Origin of the sequence: Photorhabdus stackebrandtii (assembly GCF_011189495.1) — a bacterium.
Taxonomy (GTDB): Bacteria; Pseudomonadota; Gammaproteobacteria; order Enterobacterales; family Enterobacteriaceae; genus Photorhabdus; species Photorhabdus khanii.
This window is the reverse complement of sequence record NZ_PUJV01000005.1, coordinates 61,616-85,378: the sequence shown is the minus strand read 5'-3', so window position 1 is coordinate 85,378 and position 23,763 is coordinate 61,616. Positions and strand designations below refer to the sequence as shown.

General features: G+C 42.1%; 19 protein-coding genes. 8 read left to right on the top strand and 11 right to left on the bottom strand.

The genetic code is table 11. The annotated features are described in order from the left end of the window. Nucleotides 1-284: 284 nt before the first annotated feature. The 5 genes from C5470_RS05960 to C5470_RS05940 all read left to right on the top strand — a co-directional run bounded on the left by C5470_RS05960 (nt 285) and on the right by C5470_RS05940 (nt 6,118). On the top strand, nt 285-2,000 hold the full coding sequence (locus C5470_RS05960) for an ABC transporter ATP-binding protein (protein ID WP_242687819.1): 1,716 nt from the start codon (nt 285-287) through the stop codon (nt 1,998-2,000). Then, nucleotides 1,997-3,649, top strand: a complete 1,653-nt coding sequence (locus C5470_RS05955; RefSeq protein ID WP_166286768.1) for an ATP-binding cassette domain-containing protein — start codon at nt 1,997-1,999, stop codon at nt 3,647-3,649. Before C5470_RS05960 ends, C5470_RS05955 begins: the two co-directional genes overlap by 4 nt. Nucleotides 3,650-3,890: 241 nt before the next feature. After that, a complete protein-coding gene (locus C5470_RS05950) occupies nt 3,891-4,091 on the top strand; it encodes a hypothetical protein (RefSeq protein WP_036849600.1) in 201 nt (66 codons plus the stop codon). Beyond that, nucleotides 4,084-4,803: a nucleotidyl transferase AbiEii/AbiGii toxin family protein gene (locus tag C5470_RS05945; RefSeq protein ID WP_051477447.1), complete on the top strand. Its 720-nt coding sequence runs from the start codon at nt 4,084-4,086 to the stop codon at nt 4,801-4,803. The genes C5470_RS05950 and C5470_RS05945 overlap by 8 nt, the downstream gene beginning before the upstream one ends. Before the next feature lie 106 nt (nt 4,804-4,909). Next, a complete protein-coding gene (locus C5470_RS05940) occupies nt 4,910-6,118 on the top strand; it encodes an alpha/beta hydrolase (protein WP_166286766.1) in 1,209 nt (402 codons plus the stop codon). 17 nt (nt 6,119-6,135) lie between these two features. Here the strand turns inward: C5470_RS05940 and C5470_RS05935 are convergent, their stop codons facing one another. The 6 genes from C5470_RS05935 to C5470_RS05905 all read right to left on the bottom strand — a co-directional run bounded on the left by C5470_RS05935 (nt 6,136) and on the right by C5470_RS05905 (nt 14,664). Continuing rightward, entirely contained in the window at nt 6,136-6,363 is a 228-nt protein-coding gene (locus C5470_RS05935) for a phosphopantetheine-binding protein (RefSeq protein WP_166286764.1), read from the bottom strand. A 32-nt stretch (nt 6,364-6,395) separates the two neighbouring features. After that, complete coding sequence (locus C5470_RS05925) at nt 6,396-7,097, bottom strand: efflux RND transporter periplasmic adaptor subunit (RefSeq protein ID WP_339916032.1); 702 nt, start codon at nt 7,095-7,097, stop codon at nt 6,396-6,398. Between the two features lie 24 nt (nt 7,098-7,121). After that, the gene (locus tag C5470_RS05920; protein WP_166286762.1) at nt 7,122-11,513 is read right to left on the bottom strand and encodes a condensation domain-containing protein; all 4,392 of its coding nucleotides are present in this window, start codon (nt 11,511-11,513) and stop codon (nt 7,122-7,124) included. 17 nt (nt 11,514-11,530) lie between these two features. Beyond that, nucleotides 11,531-12,025, bottom strand: coding sequence for a hypothetical protein (locus tag C5470_RS05915; protein WP_166286760.1), 495 nt, complete (start codon nt 12,023-12,025; stop codon nt 11,531-11,533). Next, a complete protein-coding gene (locus tag C5470_RS05910; RefSeq protein WP_166286757.1) occupies nt 12,022-13,032 on the bottom strand; it encodes a hypothetical protein in 1,011 nt (336 codons plus the stop codon). The genes C5470_RS05915 and C5470_RS05910 overlap by 4 nt, the downstream gene beginning before the upstream one ends. A gap of 567 nt (nt 13,033-13,599) precedes the next feature. Beyond that, the gene (locus C5470_RS05905; RefSeq protein WP_166286755.1) at nt 13,600-14,664 is read right to left on the bottom strand and encodes a radical SAM protein; all 1,065 of its coding nucleotides are present in this window, start codon (nt 14,662-14,664) and stop codon (nt 13,600-13,602) included. A gap of 544 nt (nt 14,665-15,208) precedes the next feature. Between C5470_RS05905 and C5470_RS05900 the strand changes: the two genes are divergently transcribed. Together C5470_RS05900 and C5470_RS05895 are read left to right on the top strand one after the other, a co-directional pair. Further along, nucleotides 15,209-15,661: a DUF441 domain-containing protein gene (locus C5470_RS05900; RefSeq protein ID WP_166286753.1), complete on the top strand. Its 453-nt coding sequence runs from the start codon at nt 15,209-15,211 to the stop codon at nt 15,659-15,661. 5 nt (nt 15,662-15,666) lie between these two features. Then, nucleotides 15,667-17,718, top strand: coding sequence for a tRNA(Met) cytidine acetyltransferase TmcA (locus tag C5470_RS05895; RefSeq protein WP_166286751.1), 2,052 nt, complete (start codon nt 15,667-15,669; stop codon nt 17,716-17,718). On the opposite strand, the gene C5470_RS05890 is transcribed toward C5470_RS05895, so the two are convergent. The 5 genes from C5470_RS05890 to C5470_RS05870 form a co-directional block, all read right to left on the bottom strand. Further along, nucleotides 17,669-17,857 (bottom strand): YpfN family protein, encoded by a 189-nt coding sequence (locus C5470_RS05890; RefSeq protein ID WP_166286749.1) that lies wholly within the window; start codon nt 17,855-17,857, stop codon nt 17,669-17,671. The genes C5470_RS05895 and C5470_RS05890 overlap by 50 nt on opposite strands. Next, entirely contained in the window at nt 17,845-18,534 is a 690-nt protein-coding gene (locus C5470_RS05885) for a M15 family metallopeptidase (protein ID WP_166286747.1), read from the bottom strand. The genes C5470_RS05890 and C5470_RS05885 overlap by 13 nt, the downstream gene beginning before the upstream one ends. After that, nucleotides 18,531-19,658: a succinyl-diaminopimelate desuccinylase gene (gene dapE, locus C5470_RS05880; RefSeq protein WP_166286745.1), complete on the bottom strand. Its 1,128-nt coding sequence runs from the start codon at nt 19,656-19,658 to the stop codon at nt 18,531-18,533. Before dapE ends, C5470_RS05885 begins: the two co-directional genes overlap by 4 nt. A 2-nt stretch (nt 19,659-19,660) precedes the next feature. Further along, nucleotides 19,661-20,044, bottom strand: coding sequence for an ArsC family reductase (locus tag C5470_RS05875; RefSeq protein ID WP_166286743.1), 384 nt, complete (start codon nt 20,042-20,044; stop codon nt 19,661-19,663). 196 nt (nt 20,045-20,240) lie between these two features. Then, nucleotides 20,241-20,876 (bottom strand): response regulator, encoded by a 636-nt coding sequence (locus C5470_RS05870; protein ID WP_011146941.1) that lies wholly within the window; start codon nt 20,874-20,876, stop codon nt 20,241-20,243. A gap of 576 nt (nt 20,877-21,452) precedes the next feature. Here C5470_RS05870 and maeB point away from each other — a divergent pair. Further along, the gene (gene maeB / locus C5470_RS05865) at nt 21,453-23,732 is read left to right on the top strand and encodes an NADP-dependent oxaloacetate-decarboxylating malate dehydrogenase (RefSeq protein WP_166286741.1); all 2,280 of its coding nucleotides are present in this window, start codon (nt 21,453-21,455) and stop codon (nt 23,730-23,732) included. Nucleotides 23,733-23,763: the final 31 nt, after the last annotated feature.

Genomic DNA, 23,763 nt, shown 5'->3' with positions numbered 1-23,763 from the left:
GTTATTTATTATTCACATTGGTGATATATCTTCCAGTTAGGTTGTTAAATAACCTAACAAAGGTATTGACATTATAGAATAAGATATAAATTTTGTTTTCTTGTGATAGTGTTTATAAAGACTTCAATCAGATAGTGATAAATGCGGATATTTTGCGATAATTGCATTTTGCTAATTGTGAACAAGATCTGGTTGCTGTAATCGATCTGTTATTAATAATCCCGATGTTGTGAATAACATCCCTAATTTTACTGAGGTGCCATAACCAAAAGATGGAAAAAATCATGTCAAAGAAGTTAACTGTATGGCGGATACTGCTACATAGCGCCGTACCATTTAAGGGAACGGTTGTATGTGCTTTTCTGGCTTTAGCAGTGACATTATCATGTGATCTAAGTGGTCCTTATATTATCAGGAATTACGTTGATAAGGCGACATCAGGAACGACTGCTGATCAACTTATCATGCTGGCAATCATTTATATTTTTATCGCGTCGATTGGTGTGATCGGTAGTCTGGTGACCAGTTATATGAGCACTAAGGCCGGTTGGGGGATTGCCGATACCATCAGATACAAGCTCTTTCATCATGTGATGACAGTTTTACCGGTATTGGAAATAGAACGAAGATCACAGGGAGAATTGCTGGAAAATATCGAAGGTAATGCTGACATTATAGGAAAAACGATTTCTAAAGCGGGTTTCAAGGCCATTGCTAATTTAGCGATGACACTGGGTACATTGATCATTATATTCAGCGTCATGCCTCAGGCAGGTATTGCTATGGCTATTGTCGTAGTACTGGTGGCATATGTATTAATTCAATTAACCCGGCTTTCTGTTCGTCGTTGGCTAATTGCACGCAATGAAAAAGCCCGAATCTTTGGTTTTATCGGGGATTCATTACATGCTATGGATGATTTACAGCCATTGTCACAGGCGCATTGGCCTGCCATTGCATTTCGTAAGATGCTGTCGGTATTGCTCAAATTTGAACGCAGTGCTTATATTGGCGGCAGAGCGTTCTGGCCAATTACTCAGCTCTTCTTTGCACTGTGTTTCGGTATAGGTTTTGGTTTTGGGCTTCAATTACTTGGTGAGAACAGCTTAAGCATCGGTACATTAACCATGATTTATCTCTACGTTGATAAACTTCGCGAGCCGGTGGAGGATATGTCATCAGAGATAGAGCTGATACAGAAATTATTTGCTGCTTTATCACTGGCGGTGAAAACGTTAAATGAAGGTACGTCAGGTAAATCATCAGATAATTTGTTGCCTGATGGTCCTCTTTCTATCCATTTTAATAATGTTGATTTTAGTTATAATGGGGAAGAAGCACAGGTTTTGCATGGTGTTAATTTTTACGTTGCTCCGGGAAGCAAAATTGGCATTATCGGCAGAACAGGAGCGGGAAAAAGTACCATTCTTAATTTGATGTGTGGATTTGCGCGACCCGACTCAGGAAGAGTAACCATTGGAAATATTGATGTCTCAACAATTAAACCTGAAGAGTTTGCAAAAAAGGTTTCCGTTCTTAGTCAGCGTTCTCATCTGTTTTCTGCAACGCTGCGAGAAAATTTAACACTATTCAGTGATGAAATATCTGACAAGCAAATTTGGGAGGTTCTCCAGGAATTAGATGCGCTTGAATGGGCCAGGGCGTTACCTGACGGCCTTGATACGCAGGTTGGTACTAATGGCCGGATGCTGTCGGAAGGTGAAATTCAGATGATAGCGGGTGCCAGAGTGATGTTGCAGCATTGTTCGCTGGTGATTATTGATGAAGGAACATCTCAACTTGATCCCCGGACTGAAGAGAGTTGGCTGAAATTACTTGAAAAATTAAGCCGCAATCGCACCGTAGTGATGGTCGCACACCGTCTTCACACGCTTTCAGCCGTTGATGAAATCATCATTGTTGATGATGGACGGATTCAACAGCGAATTCCAGAAGCGGAAATCGCAACATTAACGAGCAATCATGGACTCATTGTATGACTATATCCAGTGTATCAACTAAACCCAAAATGTTGCCGGCCTTGATTGACCTCATGAAAAGGTTTGCGCCTCTCTATTTCATCACTATGGTTGTGTGGACACTTATGCACGGTTTTCCTCTATTGGTTGGTTACTTGATCAGCCAGTTACTGGATAGAGCGATGAATGAACCCGCTAACCCTGTGGTCTGGTGGCTGCTTGCCTCTGCGATTGCAACTATGGTCTTGCGATCATTGGTTCTCTTTTTGGGATTAAGCCTGGACTTTACGCTGATCTTTAAAGTCAGTGCTTACCTGAAAGAACGCGTTTTGTGGGGCGTGAGCCATTGTTCCCATAATCAGAGACATACTTTTTCGCAAGGTGATCTTTTGAACCGCATTCGCGATGACAGTGATGAAATTGCGGAATTTTTGAGCTGGACCTCTGATTTTCTCTACCGTGCCTTACTTTTAATTATCGCATTAGTTGTGCTTATCAACACCGACACAATAACCACGCTTGCTCTTATGCCGATGATTGCGGGCCTTTGGATTGGGGCGATACTTAAACGCAAAGTAGGTAATTTACAGGCGAGTAAACGTCAATCCCAGGGAGATATTGCCGGCAAGATTACTGATGTTTTAACGGGCATACGCGATTTGCGTCTTGGCAACAAAATTGAGGGGCAGATTGAAAGATTGTCGCAGAAATTTGTCAGTCGCCGGGCTATTCAAGCCAGACATCAGGTATTTACTGACCTGCTTTCTGGTTTGTTTAAAAATATTGTGATACTTGGAACGTCAGCGGTTTTATTGATAGTCAGTAAACGAATCGTTGATGGCAGTTTTACCGTAGGTAATCTGGCATTATTTTTGACCTACATCGGCTGGATCAGTGAACAGATATTTTTCTTTGGCCGGGCTGTTGCCTATTACAAAAATGCTGATGTGTGTTATGGGCGAATCAAACAGCTTTTGCTAGATAAAAAAGAGACCAAAGAATATGAGCAAGATGGGAAAGTTGAGGCGTTGCATAAGCTGAGTGTTAATCATCTTGCCTGTTCAAATACTCAGTTCCCAGTTTCGTTTGAGGCAACAGCTAATCAGATTATTGGCATTGTTGGTGATATTGGCGCGGGTAAAACTACCTTTTTGCGCTACTTGATTGGCTTGGAAAAATCCAGTTCCGGCAGTGTGCTGTGGAATAACAGAGAAGTGTTGGGGAATGAAAACTGGTGGCGGAATCCACGTATTGGTTATGCCAGAAAGAAAGCGGGTTTTTTTGGTGGAACGGTAAGACAAAACTTAGCATTGGGTGATACGGATATTAACGATGATGTCATGGCACGGGCTTTAGAGGCAGTGGGTTTGATTCCCGGATCATATGAATTGCCCGAAGGGCTTGATACTGTCATTAATTCTGGCAATGCCGGGCAATTGTCTGGTGGTCAGCGTCAGCGTTTGGCTCTGGCCCGGATGCTATGCCGTCCTGCTGACGTTTATATCGTTGATAACTGTGATTCGTCATTAGATGCAGATACGGCCCGTCGTTTGTGGTCTACCTTACCTGAGCGCTGGCCCGGTTTGTGGATTGTTGTTTCACATAATGCCGATCTCCTCGCTAAAGCTGACCATATTGTGACTGTTCAACGGCAGAGGGAATTAGCATAATCCACTTGACATCCACTCCTATTTAAGTTGATGAGTGGGTGTCAATAATGAAATGGTATATATTTTTTCCATATCTGGTGAGAGGGGATTATGAGTAAGTAAGCTATTTCTACTATAAAACTTGAATCAGATCTGAGAGATCACTTCGTGGCGGCTACTGCGGTGAATATGTGAGCATTTGCAATATGGTTGAGTTGGAAGTTTACTCTGCTATATTGTAAATATGAAAAGAGAGGTTGTTATGGTAAAAATCGCTGATTATCCACAAATGAAAAATTGTGCCTGGTATCTGGCTGAGGATACTGAGCTAACTGATCGTGATGCGCTTGCATTTTACGAACGCAATTGGAAATATGTCGAAGAAGATAAGCTTGAACCTCAAGAGCGTCAGCTGATTGAACGACTCATCCATGAACAGGGGCATGGTTTTTTGAATGTCTAATTTTCGTCTTGAGCATCATAACCGTATTGCGAAAGTATTAAGTTCTTTATCACATGGATTTCTTAATGACGCAGATTGCTATTTTGCAGGCGGTACTGCAATAGTTATGATGCTTTCTGAATATAGGGAATCGGTCGATATTGATTTTTTGTGTTCTTCACGTGAAGGTTACAGTAAGCTTCGTTCAGCCCTTTATGGGACAGACTTTTCCCCACTTTTTACATCACCTGTGCCCACCATTGGAGAGATTAAAAAAGATCAATATGGTGTTAGAGGACGCATCAATGTTGATGGTGTTCCTATTAGACTTGAATTTGTTAGTGAATCCCGCCTGGATCTTTCGTTTGGCACCCGTATTCTCGGTGTGCCAACGCTGGGTAAAGTAGATTTATTGGCAGCTAAACTCTTGGCTAACGCTGATCGTGGTCTTGATAAAGCTTCGCAGAGTAAAGATCTCATCGATCTGAGCATGATGCAGTCCGAATGGGGATGCATCCCCGTTGAAGCTTGGAATAAAGCGCGCTCTGCATATGGTATTACAGTGGATAAAGCTTACGATTCTGCCATTCACATGCTGAATAATAATCAAGCTTATTTTGATAAATGCATGAAGGATTTGGTTATTTCTGCTGAAAATCAGGAGAAGATAGTTAATACCTTGAAGTTGGAATTTGTTCCTCCTGAGCTAGATAGTTATTATCACGATTATTAATCTAAGATAGCATTAATATGAAGCGGAGCTAAATGAATTCTAAGTAAATATGGTCAGGTAAAAATTGGTATAGAAAAGCAAACTGCGCTGTTATTTGAGAAAAGACATGCTTGTTAAGAACTTAATTGCCTCATTGGATGGGGAAATACAGGTATTGATAGCTACGTTGCTTGATGAGCAGTGGGAAAGGGCCAGGGAATTGATGAGTGAGCCATTGCGTATGACGGCTGATGACCTGACCTTAACTGCTCTGGTGGACAGCTTGTGTCACTCAGATATTGATATTATCTCCCGGCAGGAAGATGCTTGTCATCTGCGACTAAATACCTTGAATGGAAAGTTCAACCTTTATATTGGGCTGAAAGATCAGCTAATTAGCTCGCTTATGCTGGCTCTGTGTCCGTTACCCGATGTGCATGAAAAATCAGGTATCTTCACCGAAAAAACACTAAGGGCGTTTAATTTTGAAAATGTTCCTGACGGCTTGGTGTGTTTGCCATCCTCCCGAAATACTACAGCGCTTGTACTATTGGTTGCGGGTTCTGGCCCGCATTCGATGGATTATGATATTGGGCCTAATCCACTGTTTCGTATGTTGGCACATGAGTTAAGCCAACATGGTATCGCCAGTGTGCGTTTTGACAAACGTTACTATCGCGCCTGTCAGGGGAATACCGACTCTGAGGCTATCGATCTCAACACAGAGGTTATTGATGATGCCTGCAATATTTTAGCTGGTCTGATGGAACATGCTGAATTCTATAATGTGCCCGTATTCCTTGTCGGGCATAGTTTCGGCGGATATGTCAGCCCGCTAATTGCAAAGAATTTGCGGCAAAGATCAGGCAGAAATATTATGGGTATTGCGATGCTGGCTACGCCTTTTCGTAGTTTATTTCAGGTGATTTTATCCCAGTTACAAGATGCTAATTTGTCCCCGGAATGTACCACCAGCCCAGATACCAGCGGGAAAAACACCACATCCCTTGCAGATTTCCTTGCAGTGCCAGATAGCTATCTCAAGCAGCTTAAGGATTACCACGCATTTACCTGCTTAACCCGCTTGCCCGCAATGCCTCTATTCTTCGCTCAGGGCGATCAGGATTTTCAGGTTCCGCATGATATTGACTTCACAATGTGGAAAACCGCATTGAAAAGCAATAAACAGGTGGAGTTCAAACTCTACACGGGATTAAATCATATTTTGTTGCCCATGACAGGATGTGCTGGTGGCGAGGATTATCTGCAACCAGGGCAGATCCCGGCGCAGGTGATTGCAGATCTTGCTGCATGGATCAGCCACCACTCATCATGAAACGACAGGCTGTGACATTAATCTTTTGCCATCAAATTGACCCAGTCATTTATTGTCGGCCACCGGACCAAATCCGCAAATTTGACTGGATACCCTGCATACTTTAGCCGATCAACCAGCATCAGCATTTTTATCGAGTCGAAACCAATATCAAAAAGATTTTCATCTGCCGGTATTTCCACCGTTTCCGGATGAAGAGCCATGATTTCACGGTGTAGAATTTCATATAAAAGCTGATTTTCCATTGTGTCTCCAAAATTGCATTAAACAAAACAAGCTACAATTCCCTGATCCCTTCGATCGGTGCAGATGCGGCTGCGCGATGTGATGGATAGACACCAAACACCACTGTGATGAAGCATGCCGAGAGGGAAGCCAATAAAAAGGAATAAAAAGAGAAACCAACAGCAATATAAAATAACGATAATATTCTGAAACTCTTCTTAACATTATCGTGCCATATATGCCGATTTGTCCCATAGGTCCTAAAGGAGGCCTTTTGCCCCAGTACGGTTTGGTTAATATCTGCCTCGGAAACTTTTGCATAAACAGTCATATTCTTGAGATCGGCAATCTGCATGAGAACGGGTGTTTGTTGATTAACATTCAGGGTTTGCCTTGGATCAACATGGATTGCGGTCACTACGCCGGCAATAGGTGAATAGATTTGGGCATAACTGAGGCTGACTTCTTCATTACGCAAAATATGTTCATTTTGCTTGATATCAGCTTTGAGGCTTTTAATTCTTGTCTGACTTTTCTTCACGCCGAAAGTGGCTTCATCCAGCAATTGCTGGCTGGTCGGTTGTATAACACCGGCAGCGCCTACTGTCGTGATAATATAACCCAAGGTTCCGGTGATGATTTGTTCTGTTATGACCGCAGGCGTTTCTTGCCGATTGAATTTGTTATAAATCACGGCAAGAAAAACGATCATGGCGGTAATGATAACTACCCATTTCTTTTTTTTAACCAGCACAATCAGCATCCATCTTAGTCGTTGTTATAATTCCGCATCGTCAGGCATTAAGTTATGTTCAACGCTCATGCAATCCAATAAATCAAGTAAAAACAGCCCCATGTTGCTGAGGATATCCTCAGAGAAAATATCGTCGTCGTAGAGCCACTCTAAGCCCATCCCGGTTGATGAATTTACCAGTTCGAGTGCGATATCACCTTTAGGTTTGAGCCCCTTGATTTTTTCTTTTGTGCAATGGGTTTCACCAAGATACAAATCGGTGGAGAATCCTATTTGAGAAGAGAAGTAATAAGCGACTTCCGGCAACTGCATGCCGTGCTGGTGGTGAAGGTGTTGTTTCAAATACGCCAGTGAGATATTTGAATGGGTATTTGCATCCGTCAGGAAATCACGGACATACTTGGATACGTTAATTAATGAGGTTTCCGCAGTAACATAGGGCAGTAGCAATGTTGTTGCAAAGCTGCCGACACCCTCGAATGGCACAGGAGGAACACGGTTGGCGCAAGGGATACCTAGGATAAGTTCATCTTTATTGAGTAATGATCTGATGGTCATCAGAAATGCCCCAATCACGATATGTTCCAGAGTCACCGAGTGTTTCTTTTGCACGCAGGACAGCGTGGTCAATAATTGAGGAGACAACGGCATCGAATAGCGTCGGCCACGAACCCGAATATTAGCCCTTGATGTAATATCTCGTTGTCCGGCAACAGAAAGTACGTTGAGTAATTTTTCTGTCCAAAAATTTAATGTTTCGTCCGACATACGCTGATTAATTACGGTAACTTTTGTTGCTGTCGTTGCGGCAATTCTCGGTGCATTATCTGTATAAGCTAAGGATAATTGTTGTAATACATGAGCAATCGACATTCCATCACAAAATGCATGATGGAAATTTAACAAAAAGTAATGCTTATGCTCTGCTATTTTCAACAACTTAAAACATACCGGTGGGTTGTCCTGTAATGACATCGGCTTGAATGCCATATCATTTAAGATCTTGCGCAATGAAATCTCAATATTGATACCGGTAGTATGAGTCAGATCGATATATTCGAAGGGCAAATTTTCTTCGGTTGCAGATGAGAGGGTTAAAGAGAGTTGCCCATCTGTCATGGTGACTCTTTGGCAGAGAGCAGGGAAACATTGCATGGTATACAGCAAAGCATGGCGTAATTTCTTTAAATCAATATCACCGACCAGATGATAATATAACGGGATATTATGGGCACCTGAATGATTCGAAATAGTATCGATTATCCAATAATATTGGTCGTGTTGTTCTGTCAGGCAGGTGCTATTTTTGTGGGTTAGAACCGGCATCTGCCCCTGTTGAATGACAGATTGCAATAAATAACCCAATCTGGGGGATTGATAGAAATCTTCCAGGCGGATAGAACAATCAAAACATTGCTGGATCTTATTAATGAGCAATAATGCTTTAAGCGAAGTACCACCTGCATCAAAGAAATTCGTATCTTCATCAACAACTCCATCGCTATCGCCAAAGATCTCGCGCCACAATGTAAAAAATATTTCGCGTTTTTCCCCTTTAATCTGCGAAATATTATCTTCTTTATTCAACTTTGTCACAGGAGAGGAATAGTTGGTTAATGCTGATTCGACAATAAAAGGCACCTGTAATTTTGGATAACATCCACGCAGGAATGAGACGATTTCGTGACGTGCAATTGAGTATGAGCCATGAGGGATAAGTATATTGATATACTGATACCCGGTGTCATTCTCTTTTATCGTTAAATGAATTCCATCAATATTAGTTGCCGCTGTAAGTATTTTTTGCATTTCTGCTAGATCGACACGTTTTCCGTCAACTTTATGTTTTTTGTCCAGCCGGCCAACGAAATTTAAATTTCCCTGGGCATCGTAAAACCCACGGTCTCCTGTTAAATAATAAATTTCCCCATCGTTCAACTGTAAGAATTTACTCAAGGTTGATTGATTATCGTTAATATATTCGGTACAGATAGAATCCCCACGAATACATATTTCCCCACTGCTGTCGCTGATGATATTATCAGTTCCATATTCCCGAATGACAATAGAACTATTTGCCAGCGCTTTACCAATAATATTACCGGGTTGGAACTCATCATCTATATTGTGACAGCTTGCGACAACACAACATTCTGTTGGGCCATAAGAGTTAATTAGAGAAATTCCGCATCCTACTTTTTCCAACCAATGGTGGATTGCTTTATCCATTGCCAGATCGCCACCGATGATTGTCATTCTGATGGTCGGTGACAATTCTTTAATCGCTGTATGCAGGAAAAAGACAATTTGATGCCAATAATTCGTAGGAAAGTTAACGACAGTTACCGATTGTGCATGGCAAAATGAAAACAATGAATCAAGCTCAACAATCATATGATCACTGGCTATTGCCAGCGTAGCTCCCTGATAAAAACATCCAAATACCTCCTCAATATAGGCATCAAAAACCGGGGTACTGAAATTAAGAATAACGTCATCTTGTTGAATACCATATCGGGCTGTCATAGCGGCTAAATAAGCATAAAGCCCCTTGAAAGTTATCGGTACCGCTTTCGGTATTCCAGTGGTGCCTGATGTAAAAAAGATATAGGCTTCGTCCTCTTTGGTCGAGGGGAATTTTATGTCATTTTCCAGAGATATTCCTGAAGGGAAAGTGTTCATATCTTCAATAAAGAAAATATTCGTATTATTAATATTGTTCACTTTCTCATAATAGTAATGAGAAGTTATTAATAAAGAAATATTTAACCTTCGCAATATATTACTGATTTCTCCTCGTCCGAATGTCATATTGATTGGAATAAAGCATAATCCCGCAGTATGGATTGCTAATATAGACAATAAGGATTCTATTCCTCTGGGCAATAACACTGCTACCCTTCGGTTTTGCAGCGGATAGGATAATAGCAGCTGTCTGAAAGCTAATAATTTATCATAAAGTTCATGGTAATTAAGATAATGTGTGGAGTTTGTTATGGTTTGATTTCCACAAATTACTGCTTTTTTATCCGGCGATATTGTGGCGATTTGTGCTATTCGGGAAATAATGTTTTCTTTGATGGGGAGGTTAACGACAATATTCTCTGGAGTTTCCATGTCAGATATTATGTTGTCCTTTAGTTTAATTTTTTTATATTTTTCCCAATATGTCCCGACAGTTTCATTGATATTTTCTGTAATGACATTATAGATACATAAATAATCATCAATCAGAGCATCAGCGGCAAAAGTACTGTACAAGCGGCTTCCTGCGTCCAATTCAATTAATGCTGACTTTCCGTCAAAAGAAAACCGGATATTAATTCCATAATCATTTACTGCGCCGGAAGTCATACAACCGCGAATAGCGCGGTTATTTTTCATAATATCATGTTCAATCTCATGCAGTAAATTAACATAAGGGACAGCGGTTAATTTATCTGCCCGATTTATCGCGCTATCATTCAAATCACTTATATCAATACGGCTATGCCTGCTATGCAGACTAATTTGCGACTGCATTTCCGTGAGGATTTGTTTTATCGTTGTTTCTGGTGATAAAGAAACCATAAGAGGTAAGGTATTCATCGCCGGGCGGTAATAACGGTATTCTGCTTTGTCACGTCGGTTAGAGAAAGGTAAGTTAATGATACTTGTTGATAAACGGCCTCGTTTAGTCATTTGCAGGCATAAGGCCAGTATCATCATTAATTTATCATTAAAGGTAAAACCATCGTTGTTTGCGGCAAGCGGTCGGATCACTTTAATTGCTTTCGAGGGAAACAAGCGTTTTCCTGCGTAATCCTCTAATTTGGGAAGTTGGTTGAGGTAATTATTCCAATAGTTTTTGTCGTTGGCATAATGTGCGCTTGCTTTATATTTAACATCGTTAAGATAAGCTTGGTAGGTAAAAACAGGTTCTGATGTTAGGTGAAATAGTTGTTGTTCATAGCAGGACAAAACATCGTGAATCAACTGGCCTATGCCCCAATAATCTGTGGCGACATGATGAGCGATAATTCCCCAAAAGCAGCACCCAGCATCATTAAAATAAAGATAATGCCTGATCGTCACACCATTTTCAGGGGCCAGTGGTTTCGTTGTTCTCTTGTCAAAATCAGCTTTTGCCGCTTGTTCTGCCGCTGGATCTGACAGTTTTATTGATATAACTTCGATCGGTGCAAAGCACTTCTCCTGAAAAATATTGTGCTCAGAAATACGGTAACGTAAGGAAAAACCATCATTGAAGCTATGAATGGTCACAATAGCTTGTTCCAATCTTTCCAGATTAATATTGTCATTGAAGCTGACGAATTCGCCGACATTGAAGACAGACTTATCGTCAGCAACAGTATTAGCAATAGCTAAACGAAGCTGTGTATAGTTCAAAGGCCAATAATTGTCGCTATATTCCATTATCTTGCTGCTCCACGTTATATTTTATCTCGTAGTTCGCCCTTTATTTTTTCGAAAACAGATTCATCTATACATAATCCAATATTGCCTTCTGCACTAAAGCATATTAAAGGGCGTTTACTTACTCGTAGAATGAAATATTTATTTCGTTTCTTGTGATAATATCCCGACGAATAATGGATAATATGTATACCATTGCTGCGATGAAAATCTTCCAGGGAAACGCTTTCTTCCCGGCGCAATGAGGAAATAGTCCATTCGTGTGAATATACTCCGGACTTCATCAATAATTTATCTTTCTTGACAACCGCCTTATTTGCTAGAAGTTGATAGCCCACAAATAAGGCAATGACCACGAAGAGAGTTGTCGTAATGCTTGCTGCCAGCTTATTTGGGTTACTGCTATTAAGCCAATATGGTACAGGCAGAAAAACCAGGGCGATCAGGATGAACATGGCGACGTTCATTAATATGACTTTGAAGTCTGGATTCAATCCCACGATATTGCTCATGCTGCCGCCATTCCTAAAGATAATTCGGTAAAAAGATGAATCACTTCTTTACGCTCTTCGCGTGTCGCCGGCAGATTGATATAACCACATTTTTGCGCGGCAAACAGGCAAGCGGTGATTTCCCTGCGGATAGCTTCTGTGACCAGGGTGTCCACCATCTTTTGGTTGTTATAGAGCCTGGCAAGATGAAGCGAAGCCGTGCCGGTTGAAAGGTCACTGTGATCGATTTTGGGTAAATAATTTGCCATACATACAGTGACGGCGACTTGCACTGCCAGGCTCAAATAGGCTGCTACATTTACTGCCGCCGCTGCATTCACAGCCGCGACGACTCTGGTACCGACAGCCACATTAACCGCAGCAACCACGTTTGCCCCTACGACAAGACGGGCAATTTCGATATTGGTATCGTCTTCATTGTTCAAAGGTTCCAGAATTTCCTTTAACCTGATAAGGGGAGGACTGTTTGTATCTTGAAGTTGGTAGGATTCGATATGTTCTTTAAAATGTGCAACAAGGCTGGCGTCTTGATTAAGATGGTGGTTGATCCGGCTTCTTAGGCTTGAACCTCTTTCGTTTAAACCATAGGCTTTCAGTCGGGAAAATAATTCTTCATAATCATTGGCTTTCACTGCGTTCATCAAATCCTTATCATAAGTGATGAACAATAGTAATTCCTCTGCTGAACCGGGGCTGACAATATTTTTGTCTATGTTGAATTCAGCCAGAACTTTTTCCGGTGATTCCCTGTATTCTAATGCTAAGTTGGGATGCTGTTTTATTGTTTCCCAAAATCGGTTATAGGTGATGATCTCTTCCCAAACTTCAACCGGGAGCTTTGCGTTTGACATCGATAGCCTCAGTTTATTTTCTTCAACCTCTCCTGGAGAGAGCAATGAACGTGGCACGCCAAAGAGTCGATTGCTATCAGCACTGGCATTAACGGTTGGTATGACACTGCCAATAGCTGCTCCGGCTGCTACGCCAATAAATGTACGTCTTTTCATGATTTGTTCCTTTCTAAGTTGACGGAATTCTTTTTTTACTGGGTACTATAAGATGAGTGCTAACTTTTTCTTATTAAATTTCTTCGTTGTTGAAATAATTTCGTATAATAATTATCTGACTAATATTTCTTACTAACGATATTTATTGTAAGTGTATATTGTGATTGCTGTAACAATATTTCGATATTATTCCTAATGTTCAGTGGTGAAGCATAGGGTAATTTACCCTATGCTCTCTATTAAAGGGCAGACGATACTAACTATTAGCTGGATGGTTCCATTTTGCAATATGTTAGCTGATTAAATTTTTATTTTGAGAGTTTAGACTAAATATATCTTATTACAAAATTTGCTTATTTGGAGCCTGTTCACAAAACAGCAGGTGAAAATATTCCTAAAGGAGAAAAAAGTATTTGTTTTCCTTGATTACCACCTCATTCAATAAAAATCACATAGCCGGAAAATAGTGATCATGGCGATATTGATTAGCATAACGTTAAGGCCTGGATTCAATTCTGTCAACGTCTGCTCCCGCGGCTATGCTAATAAACCTACATCGCTTCGTCATTACTCCTTCGTTAAGTTAATGGCATTTTTTTCTGCTGAATAGTAGATCAAATCCAGCCTTTCTTTGGCATTAAATTTCTTCATCACCGGAATAATTTCCCTATGATAATTATCTAATAAATTTCGGCGTATTCCTTCGTCTTTATGCAGATGGGCACAGGCTTGGCAGGGATGAACGATTTTTGCCAGATTAATGTTGCTATCATGTGGACGATATTTTTTTAGAATTTTGTACGGCCCTTCTGTTCGCAACCATACTTTCATAAAGTCTTCTTCCTGTCCCTTGAATAGCTGGGATAAATCGCCTCCCTGTAATCGACCTAGTTTCATCTCAGGGATATGCTCTAATGTCAGCCCACAGCAGGCGGAGATTTCACCGTGTGGTGTCAGTACGATATTTTCAAAGACTTGATCGCACCCTTTTGCCAGCTGTTCATCCCGGTTTGGAACGTCTTTTCGTTTTTCACTGGTGTCATAGAACGGCATCCATGTGTTGCGTTGTAAGTTAACTTTGTTTTGTGCTTTGAGGCGCTTGATGATCGGATGCTGTGTGATTTGTGTCGCAATGGCGGAATCAGCGGTATCCTGTTCCACGGTAATCAGTGTTGTAATATTTTGCCCGGCTAACGCTTCTGCCGCCGCAACTACACTGTCGATGGGTATCCATTCACTGTGATCTTTCCCGGTGCTGATGTTTATTTCTGTGATGCCGGCATCGGTTAAATCTTGGGCGATTCTTTGCGCCTTTTCTCTGTTTTTTCCCCAGTAGCCGTTAGTCACGCAGCGAGTTAATAAGCCGTGATCTGAGGCGAAACGAATCGCTTCAATCAGATCTTTACCTAACAGGAAACACTCGCCACCACTGAAAACGATTAACTTTAGCCCTGGGAAATTGGCCTTTGAGTGTGAAATAAATTGCTTAATTTCATCCAGGTTCAGACGTGCTTTCACTGAGGGATTACATTCAAAACAACATTCTTTGCAAGCGGCATTGCAAGTATATGTTGTGATCACGGTGGCAGTATTCGGATATTGTTCCCAATATCCGCTAGGAAAGCATGGCATAATTTACTCCCTGTTGGATTAAAGGTCAGATGATATTTACTATTATCAGTATTAATTTATTTTGCAATGAATTGGTTAATTAAATTTTTATTTTGAGTGTTTAGGCTAAGTATGAGCTGTTAAAAAAACACGTATTTAGAGATTGCTCACAAAATAAGGAGGTATTTCTAACGGAGGGTAAAATAAATAGTGCGTGACTATCGCTAAAGGTATTGAAATAATCATTTTATCGTTGAAGTATTATATGCTATCTAAGCTGAAATATTTCTATATAGAAAGTCATTTTGATTATTTTAGCCTCACAAGAGGATTTTGTTTATGGCATGCAAGACTATTTTTTGCAATTTTTTGGCAATAATAGCCCTTTAATCACTCAATTAATTTAGGAATATTATTTGCCGAGAGTCTTTTGTAAAGAAAAAATATTTCCATCATAAACTTGTTAATTGTTTGAATTAGTAGGAAAATATCAGCCATTTCTGTGATATAAGGAAAAATTGCCCTGGCCTGATGAGATGAGGCTGCTATTAGGGTATTGAAGTCTATGAGCTATCTTGATTCAACTTTACTTGTGCTGCTGGTGTTGGCGGCGCTGGGTATCATCAGCCACAACATGACCGTCACTCTTGCAATGTTATTCTTGCTGGTTATCCGTGTAACACCACTAAATCAGTTTTTCCCTTGGGTGGAGAAATATGGGTTGACTATTGGTGTACTTATTTTGACTGTGGGGGTGATGGCGCCCATTGCCAGCGGCAAAATTACTGCGCAAGCGGTTCTTCATTCATTTATGAATTGGAAATCGTTACTGGCGATAGCCATAGGGGTATTAGTCTCTTGGCTGGGTAGCCGCGGTGTTTCGTTGATGTCTAATCAGCCTTCTACTGTTGCGGGTTTACTGGTGGGAACCGTACTGGGTGTTGCCTTGTTTAAAGGTGTTCCAGTGGGGCCATTGATTGCTGCCGGGATTTTGTCATTGCTGATTGGTAAATCGTAGTCGTTATGTTGGCAGAACTGGGTGCGACACAAGCGGAGATGCAGCGGCAAGGATTACGTCGCTTGCTAGTGTTGAGTGGAGATCATGATTGGTGTTATCAACAGGCTAATGAGCTACAGCAGAGATTTGCCGGTGATTGGTTATGGATTTCTTATCGCAAAGAGAAAGCCGTGCAGCCAGCAAAAGCGGTCAGCTTATTAGGTCAGGAATATCTGCACGGAATATTTGATGCTACCGAGGGTTTTAATGCGGAAGCGCTGGCGATATTAGCGGGTACATTGAAGGCCGGAAGTTGGTTGGTAATGATGGTTCCATCGTGGTATCAATGGTGTTATCAACCAGATAAGGACAGCATGCGTTGGAATGAACAATTAGACGCTATCCCAACTCCGCACTTTATTCAGCATATTCAGCGGCGACTTATGAACGATCCTCAAGTTTTGTTATGGCGGCAAAATACTTTTCTTCACCTGCCTGAATTTCCGCAATACAGCGAGTGGCAATTGCCTGATGGCAATCCGACCATTAGCCAGCATGCCATTTTAGTGCAACTTTTGCGGGCAAATCAGGGGGTATGGGTAATTACGGCGCCTAGAGGGCGAGGTAAATCGACGCTTGCAGGTATGTTGATGCAGCAATGGCAAGGGAATAATTGCTGGCTGACGGCGCCGGCAAAAGCAACGACTGAAATCATCAGAGGTTATTCGGGTGAAAAAGGGCAATTTTGGGCAGTAGATAATTTGCTGAAATATTGCAGACAAAATCGTGTGTCAGATATTGATTGGTTGCTTATCGATGAAGCCGCAGCGATTCCAATGCCTCAGTTATTTGAGTTGATCAGCTATTTCCCCCGGGTATTATTAACGACAACTGTGCAAGGATATGAAGGTACAGGGCGGGGATTTTTACTTAAATTTTGTGCTGAAATTCCTGATTGTCATATTTTGAATCTGACAGCGCCTGTACGTTGGGCTGAGAATGATCCTCTGGAGAACTGGCTGGAAAACGCTTTATTGTTTGAGGATGCTGTTCCGGCAAACAATTCTGATAAGGCGATCCGTCATCACGTATATTATCAGCAGCAATGGATTAAGCAGCCTGAATTGCTGAAACAGTTTTACGGCATATTAACCAGCGCTCATTATAAAACTTCACCTTTGGATTTACGGCGTCTACTTGACGCCAAAGGAATGCAGTTTATCGCAGCGCTTGGAGATAAGACCTTGACAGGTGCTTTGTGGATGGTTGACGAAGGTGGATTGTCGCCTGAGCTGGCACATGAAGTATGGGCTGGCAGGCGTCGCCCCAGAGGAAATTTGGTCGCTCAATCGTTAGCGGCCCATAGTGGTTTACCTCAGGCGGCAGTCCTGAAATCTCAACGGATTAGCCGGGTTGCCGTACAGGCTAATAACCGCAGACAGGGTATTGCTCAGGGAATGATCGCGTTTCAGCGGGCAAGGGCAGAAGGGCAGGGAATAGATTTTATTTCTGTCAGCTTTGGTTATACCACTGAACTGTGGGCATTATGGCAAAAATGTGGTTTCCAACTGGTACGTATGGGAACCCATTTGGAAGCCAGTAGCGGTTGTTATACCGCAATGGCGATTTTTCCATTGAGTGAACAGGGGATGGCACTTTGTATCCAGGCACAACAACAGCTTGCCCGTGATGCACATTGGCTGGAATCACAGATTGGATTCAGCTTGCCTGTGGATTACCAAACTGACCACCACCTCAATCAGAGTGATTGGCAGACGCTTGCAGGTTTTGCATTTGCTCACCGGCCATTTTCTGCTTCACTACCGGCTTTGCAACGATTGTTACTGAACAGTGATTTGCTGTTGCCCGCATTGAGAAATTATCTCCAGCAGGAGAGGAGTATTGAGCAGTGTGTTACTGAGTTGAAATTAAGCGGATATAAGGCATTAATATTACTCTGGCGGCAAGAAACCGCACAGGCGTTGGCAAGTCTCGACAAGAAATTGGCTATGCATTGGCAAGAATGGACTACTGCTTTTTCTGAGGCCAGTCGTCTTTATCATCCCACTTGTCATTAAAATCCCGGTGAGGAGGAAGCTCTGGTTTATTATCCAGAAATTTTTTAACGTCCAGGCGGCGTAATTCTTTAATGGCATTGAGAAGAACGCCAACCAATAAGACTAAAATAATCCACCAATAATTAGCTAACCATTGCATTGGGTCATCTCCTGCGAACTACTGAGGTAATTCTCAAATATATAAAGCAAGTTAGCTGATAACCAGCCAATACCTGCGATATCATGCTGTTGCCATACATCCAGTAACATCTGTTTAGTCAGCAATTTTTCTAATTGCCCGGATAGTGGCCGGTAACTGATATGCCACGGCTCATAAGCGACACCATCACGCTTACCGACAAAAGGGCGATAAAAACCGAAATGGGCCATATTCTCTGTTAACCAATGTGCCAGTGATTCAAAGTAACCGCCATTTTCATACTCCCAGGGTTCCAGCTGTAATTTCTGGTTTTCCGGCAGCATCGTTGGATCATAAATATCCAGGTCAGTTCCCCAATGATGGCGGCTGGCACCGGGCAGGGCCGACCAGCGGAGAATAGCCTGACAAAGTTCTCCTTCTGTTAATTGGGTGATATCCATTGGTTGGCTGTTTTCATCCAATACCGGGTGTTCGCCACGGAATTTGCCATTCCAAATAGTCTGTTGACGCTGGAAATCACGGAATGTGCTGGCAGGTTGCAGATTCATTCCTGCATTTGCGGCTGCTTGCTGCATGGAAAGAAAAGATTTTGCTGCTTCTGGTTGTAATCGGTGATTACCAGAGAGAGCAATTAAGTGCCCGGTCGCCAGTCCGGTTAACATATTTGCAGTTATCATTGGATGAGTTGCTCCATAACGCGCTGATAAATTCGGCTGAGTTGTTGCAGATCGGCGGCACTGACGGATTCATTAACTTTATGAATTGTTGCGTTGAGTGGCCCCAGTTCGATAACCTGAGCGCCCATCTGAGCAATAAACCGCCCATCTGATGTGCCGCCACTGGTAGATAATTCAGGCTTATAGCCGCAGTAATGGTCTATTGCCTGTACGACGGCATTGACTAACTCGCCTTTGGCGGTCAGGAAAGGCTGGCCTGGCAATATCCATTCAATTGAGTAATTCAGATCGTGATTTTTCAGGATTGTCTCAACCCGCTCACGGATTTGGCTATCGGTCAGTTCCGTACTGAAACGAAAATTGAATTGAACCTGTAAATTCCCAGGGATCACGTTATGACTGCCTGTTCCAGCATGAATATTGGCGATTTGCATACTGGTTGCCGGGAAAAATTCATTTCCTTTGTCCCACTGGGTATTGGCCAGCTCTTGTAAGGCCGGCAGGGCCCGGTGGATTGGGTTATCAGCCAAATGCGGATAGGCAACGTGGCCTTGAATACCCTGTACAGTCAGATTCGCTGTCAGGGAGCCGCGCCGGCCATTTTTCACCGTATCGCCCAAGTGGTGCTGACTGGACGGCTCACCAATCAGACAATAATCCAGCTGTTCATTACGGGACATCAAGGTTTCAACCACTTTAACTGTGCCATGGATGGCTTGTGCTTCTTCATCTGAGGTAATAAGAAAGGCCAGGCGACCATTGTGGTTGGGGTGATTGGCAACAAAGCGTTCAGCCGCGACAATCATGGCAGCCAGCGAGCCTTTCATATCTGCCGCGCCCCGGCCATATAACATGCCATTACGGATAGTCGGCTCAAAAGGGGGGTGCTCCCATTGAGATTCGTCACCCGCAGGGACAACATCAGTATGCCCGGCAAAGGCTAGCGTCGGGCCTGTGCCGCGATAAGCCCAGAAATTGTTTGTGTCGCCGAAAGGCATCCGTTCAATGGTGAAGCCAATGGCTTGCAGACGGGCAATCATAATATCCTGGCAACCTTTATCATCCGGGCTGACAGAGGGGCGTTTTATCAGTTGTTGCGCAAGCTCAATTACAGGACAAGTCATTTTCAGAGAGCCTCAGCAAAAAATTGCTGATATTCATCTGCCTTATAACCCAGCAGGTAGTCACCTTTTGCAGAAATTAACAGTGGACGCTTGATAATAGCCGGTTGTTCCAACATCAACGCTTTCGCCGCATCAGCATTATTGATTGTCGCGCGTTGGTTATCACTCAATTTACGCCAGGTTGTACCACGGGTGTTAATTAATGGTTCCCAGCCAAGTTTATCAATAAATGACTGCAAAAGCGCGGCATCTAATCCATCCACACGATAATCGTGAAACAGGTAAGCGATTTCCTGCTCTTCCAGCCAATGACGGGCTTTCTTCATAGTGTCACAATTCTTGATCCCGTAGAGAGTAAAAACAGGCTGATAAGATTTATCCGACATAATTAAGAGATCCTTGAAAAAAAGAATTTAAATACCTAAATATAATGCTGGAAAATACCTGCTTTTTCTAGATGATGTCCTGATTTTTATTATCTGGGATATCAAAAGGGGGGAACGTAATTCTTATCGGCCTGTCATCATAGCGATAAGAGCCGACCTCCGGCAATAAACCCAAGAGGGCGGCTCAGGAAAAACATTAAGCTACGCCATTTTTCCTGTGTTGCAGATACATAATTGTTGCAGCCAGGCGGGAACGTACGTTTAGTTTTTTTAACAAGTTTCTGATGTGTACTTTCACCGTTTCTTCGGAAATAAAGAGGACATCAGCAACTTCCTTATTGGTCATGCCACTGGAAACTTCTTTTAAGACATCTAATTCACGCTTGGTCAATTCAGATAAAGGATCAACATGTTTATGGCGGTTAGCCAGATGTTGATATATTTTTTCACTAAAGACAGTTTGCCCTCGGGCTGCGTGACGAATACTGCTTAATAGCGAATCTAAATCACTGTCTTTCAATAAATAGCCATTGGCGCCTGCGTCAATGGCTGCGTAAACATCATTCCGGTCATCTGAAACAGATAATACCAGTACATAAGAGTTGATCCCTTTTCTACGAATAGATTTAATCGTATCCACGCCAGAAAGACCATTCATATTGAGATCTATCATAATGACATCAGGTTTCAGTTTGCATGCAATATTTATTGCTTCTTCACCATTATCAGCTTCTGCTGTTACGGTAAGCGCTCGATCGAGCTCTACAATCTGTTTCAAGCCATGGCGAATGAGAGGGTGGTCATCAACTATCATCACTGAATGGTTATACATTTTCCTTCTCCCTAAAAGATTAAAGCCACGAAATGCACGATTAAAAGGCAGTAATGAATGGGTCTGCCCTAAATTAAATTACTGTGAAAAAATTTACTCAAAATCGATTGATTTACAGAATTGATAGCTCTGTAAGTCCAGAAAGCACATCCTGATATAAAAATATAAATAGCGCAAATTAGTTTGATAAGTAAAAAAAGAAGATGAGTGATTTTCAGTAAAAAAATATAACATTGAAGTGTAAAATAATATTGTAAATCAATTTGTTATAAATATATTTATTAAATTTGTTTTCTTTTATAAAATTTATTTTAATTGAATTTATATTGAGGGTTTTTATTGGTTATAATTTTCATAGTTATTATAACTCAAATAATATTATATAAATTATAATGTTTATTTATTGATGTTCCCATACTCAGTCGGTGGTATTGATAGATAAATTCAGTCGTGTTTTTTGTGAGCAAAAAAGTGCTGATTTATGGGTAAAATGCTGTCAATGTTATGATTTAGCACACAGTACCCATTATACTGGTCCCGTTCTTACTCCAGATAATGTATATAAAGGATCCGACGATGGATGAAAAATTAAAACAGAGTGCATTGGATTTTCACCAGTTTCCACAACCAGGGAAAATCACAATTACTCCAACTAAGCCTCTGACAACTCAGCGGGATTTGGCCTTAGCTTATTCACCGGGTGTTGCCGCGCCTTGTCTGGAAATTGCAGAAGATCCATTAGCGGCTTACAAATATACTGCGCGTGGCAATCTTGTGGCTGTGATTTCTAATGGTACTGCGGTTTTAGGGTTGGGGAATATTGGTGCACTGGCAGGTAAGCCAGTGATGGAGGGAAAAGGCGTACTGTTTAAAAAGTTCTCCGGTATTGATGTATTTGATATCGAAGTTGATGAGTCTGATCCTGATAAATTAATTGATATTATTGCGGCACTGGAGCCGACTTTTGGGGGAATTAACCTCGAAGATATCAAAGCACCGGAATGTTTTTATATTGAGAAAAAACTCCGGGAAAAAATGAACATTCCGGTATTCCATGATGACCAGCATGGCACCGCGATTATTTGTACCGCGGCTGTGCTGAATGGCTTGCGGATTATGAAAAAAGAGATTTCAGATGTTCGTCTGGTGGTTTCTGGTGCAGGTGCTGCATCAATTGCCTGTATGAATTTGCTGGTTGCGCTTGGATTAAAACGTGAAAATATCGTGGTATGTGACTCTAAAGGGGTTATTTATCGTGGCCGCGATGAAAATATGGAAGAAACTAAAGCAGCCTATGCGATAGAAGACAATGGCAGCCGTACATTAGGTGATGCTATTCCTGGTGCGGATATTTTCCTTGGATGTTCCGGGCCGGGTGTATTGACTCAGGACATGGTGAAAACCATGGCGAAAGATCCCCTCATCATGGCGTTGGCAAATCCTGAGCCAGAGATTCTGCCACCACTGGCTAAAGAAGTTCGCCCTGATGCTATCATTTGCACTGGTCGTTCTGATTATCCTAATCAGGTTAATAATGTTCTCTGTTTCCCATTCATTTTCCGTGGCGCGCTGGATGTGGGTGCGACAACTATCAATGAAGAGATGAAACTGGCTTGTGTTCACGCTATTGCTGATTTGGCGATGGCCGAGCAGAGTGAAGAAGTGGCTTCTGCCTATAATGATCAGGATCTGTTTTTTGGCCCAGAATATATTATTCCCAAGCCATTTGATCCACGCCTAATTGTTAAAATTGCCCCGGCAGTGGCTAAAGCTGCAATGGATTCTGGCGTGGCAACCCGCCCGATTGAAGATTTTAGTGCGTATATAGAGAAACTGAATGAGTTTGTCTATAAAACAAACTTGTTTATGAAACCTATTTTTTCTCAGGCCAAAAAAACGGAAAAACGGATTGTTTTGGCAGAAGGGGAAGAAGTGCGTGTATTACATGCGACTCAAGAGCTGATCTCTCTTGGATTGGCTTACCCGATCCTGATTGGCCGCCCAAGTGTTATCGAAAGGCGTATCCAGAAACTGGGTCTGCATATTGAAGCGGGTAAAGATTTTGAAGTCGTTAATAATGAGAACGATCCGCGCTTCAAAAAATATTGGCAAGAATATTATCAGATCATGAAACGTCGTGGTGTTTCTGCGGAACAGGCGCGCCGTGCAGTCATTGGTAATCCAACTTTGATTGGGGCAATTATGGTGCTGCGTGGGGAAGCTGATGGCCTGATTTGTGGCACTGTGGGCAGTTACAGTGAACATTATGATGTGGTGAAAAATGTCTTTGGCTTCCGTGATGGGGTTCATACTGCGGGTGCAATGAACGCATTACTCTTGCCAAGTGGTAATACTTTTATCGCTGATACTTATGTCAATAATGATCCAACACCTGAACAGCTGGCTGAGATTACTCTCATGGCCGCAGAAAGTGTTCGCCGTTTTGGTATTGAACCAAAAGTTGCGTTGCTTTCTCATTCAAGTTTTGGTTCGGCGGATTGTCTTTCAGCCCAGAAAATGCGTCGAACGCTGGAATTGGTCAATAAGATGTCACCTTCACTTGAAATTGATGGTGAAATGCATGGTGATGCAGCGTTGGTTGAAAGTATTCGCCGTGACATCATGCCGGATAGCCCACTTAAGGGGGCGGCAAATCTGTTGATTATGCCAAATATGGAATCCGCCCGTATCAGTTATAACCTGCTACGTGTCACCAGTTCTGAAGGGGTTACCGTTGGCCCGGTACTGATGGGCGTTGCAAAACCGGTACATATTCTGACGCCAATTGCTTCTGTACGCCGTATCGTCAATATGGTCGCTTTGGCCGCCGTTGAAGCGCAGACTCATCCGTTGTAATACCAATGGGTTAAACCGGGCCCGGCTCTCT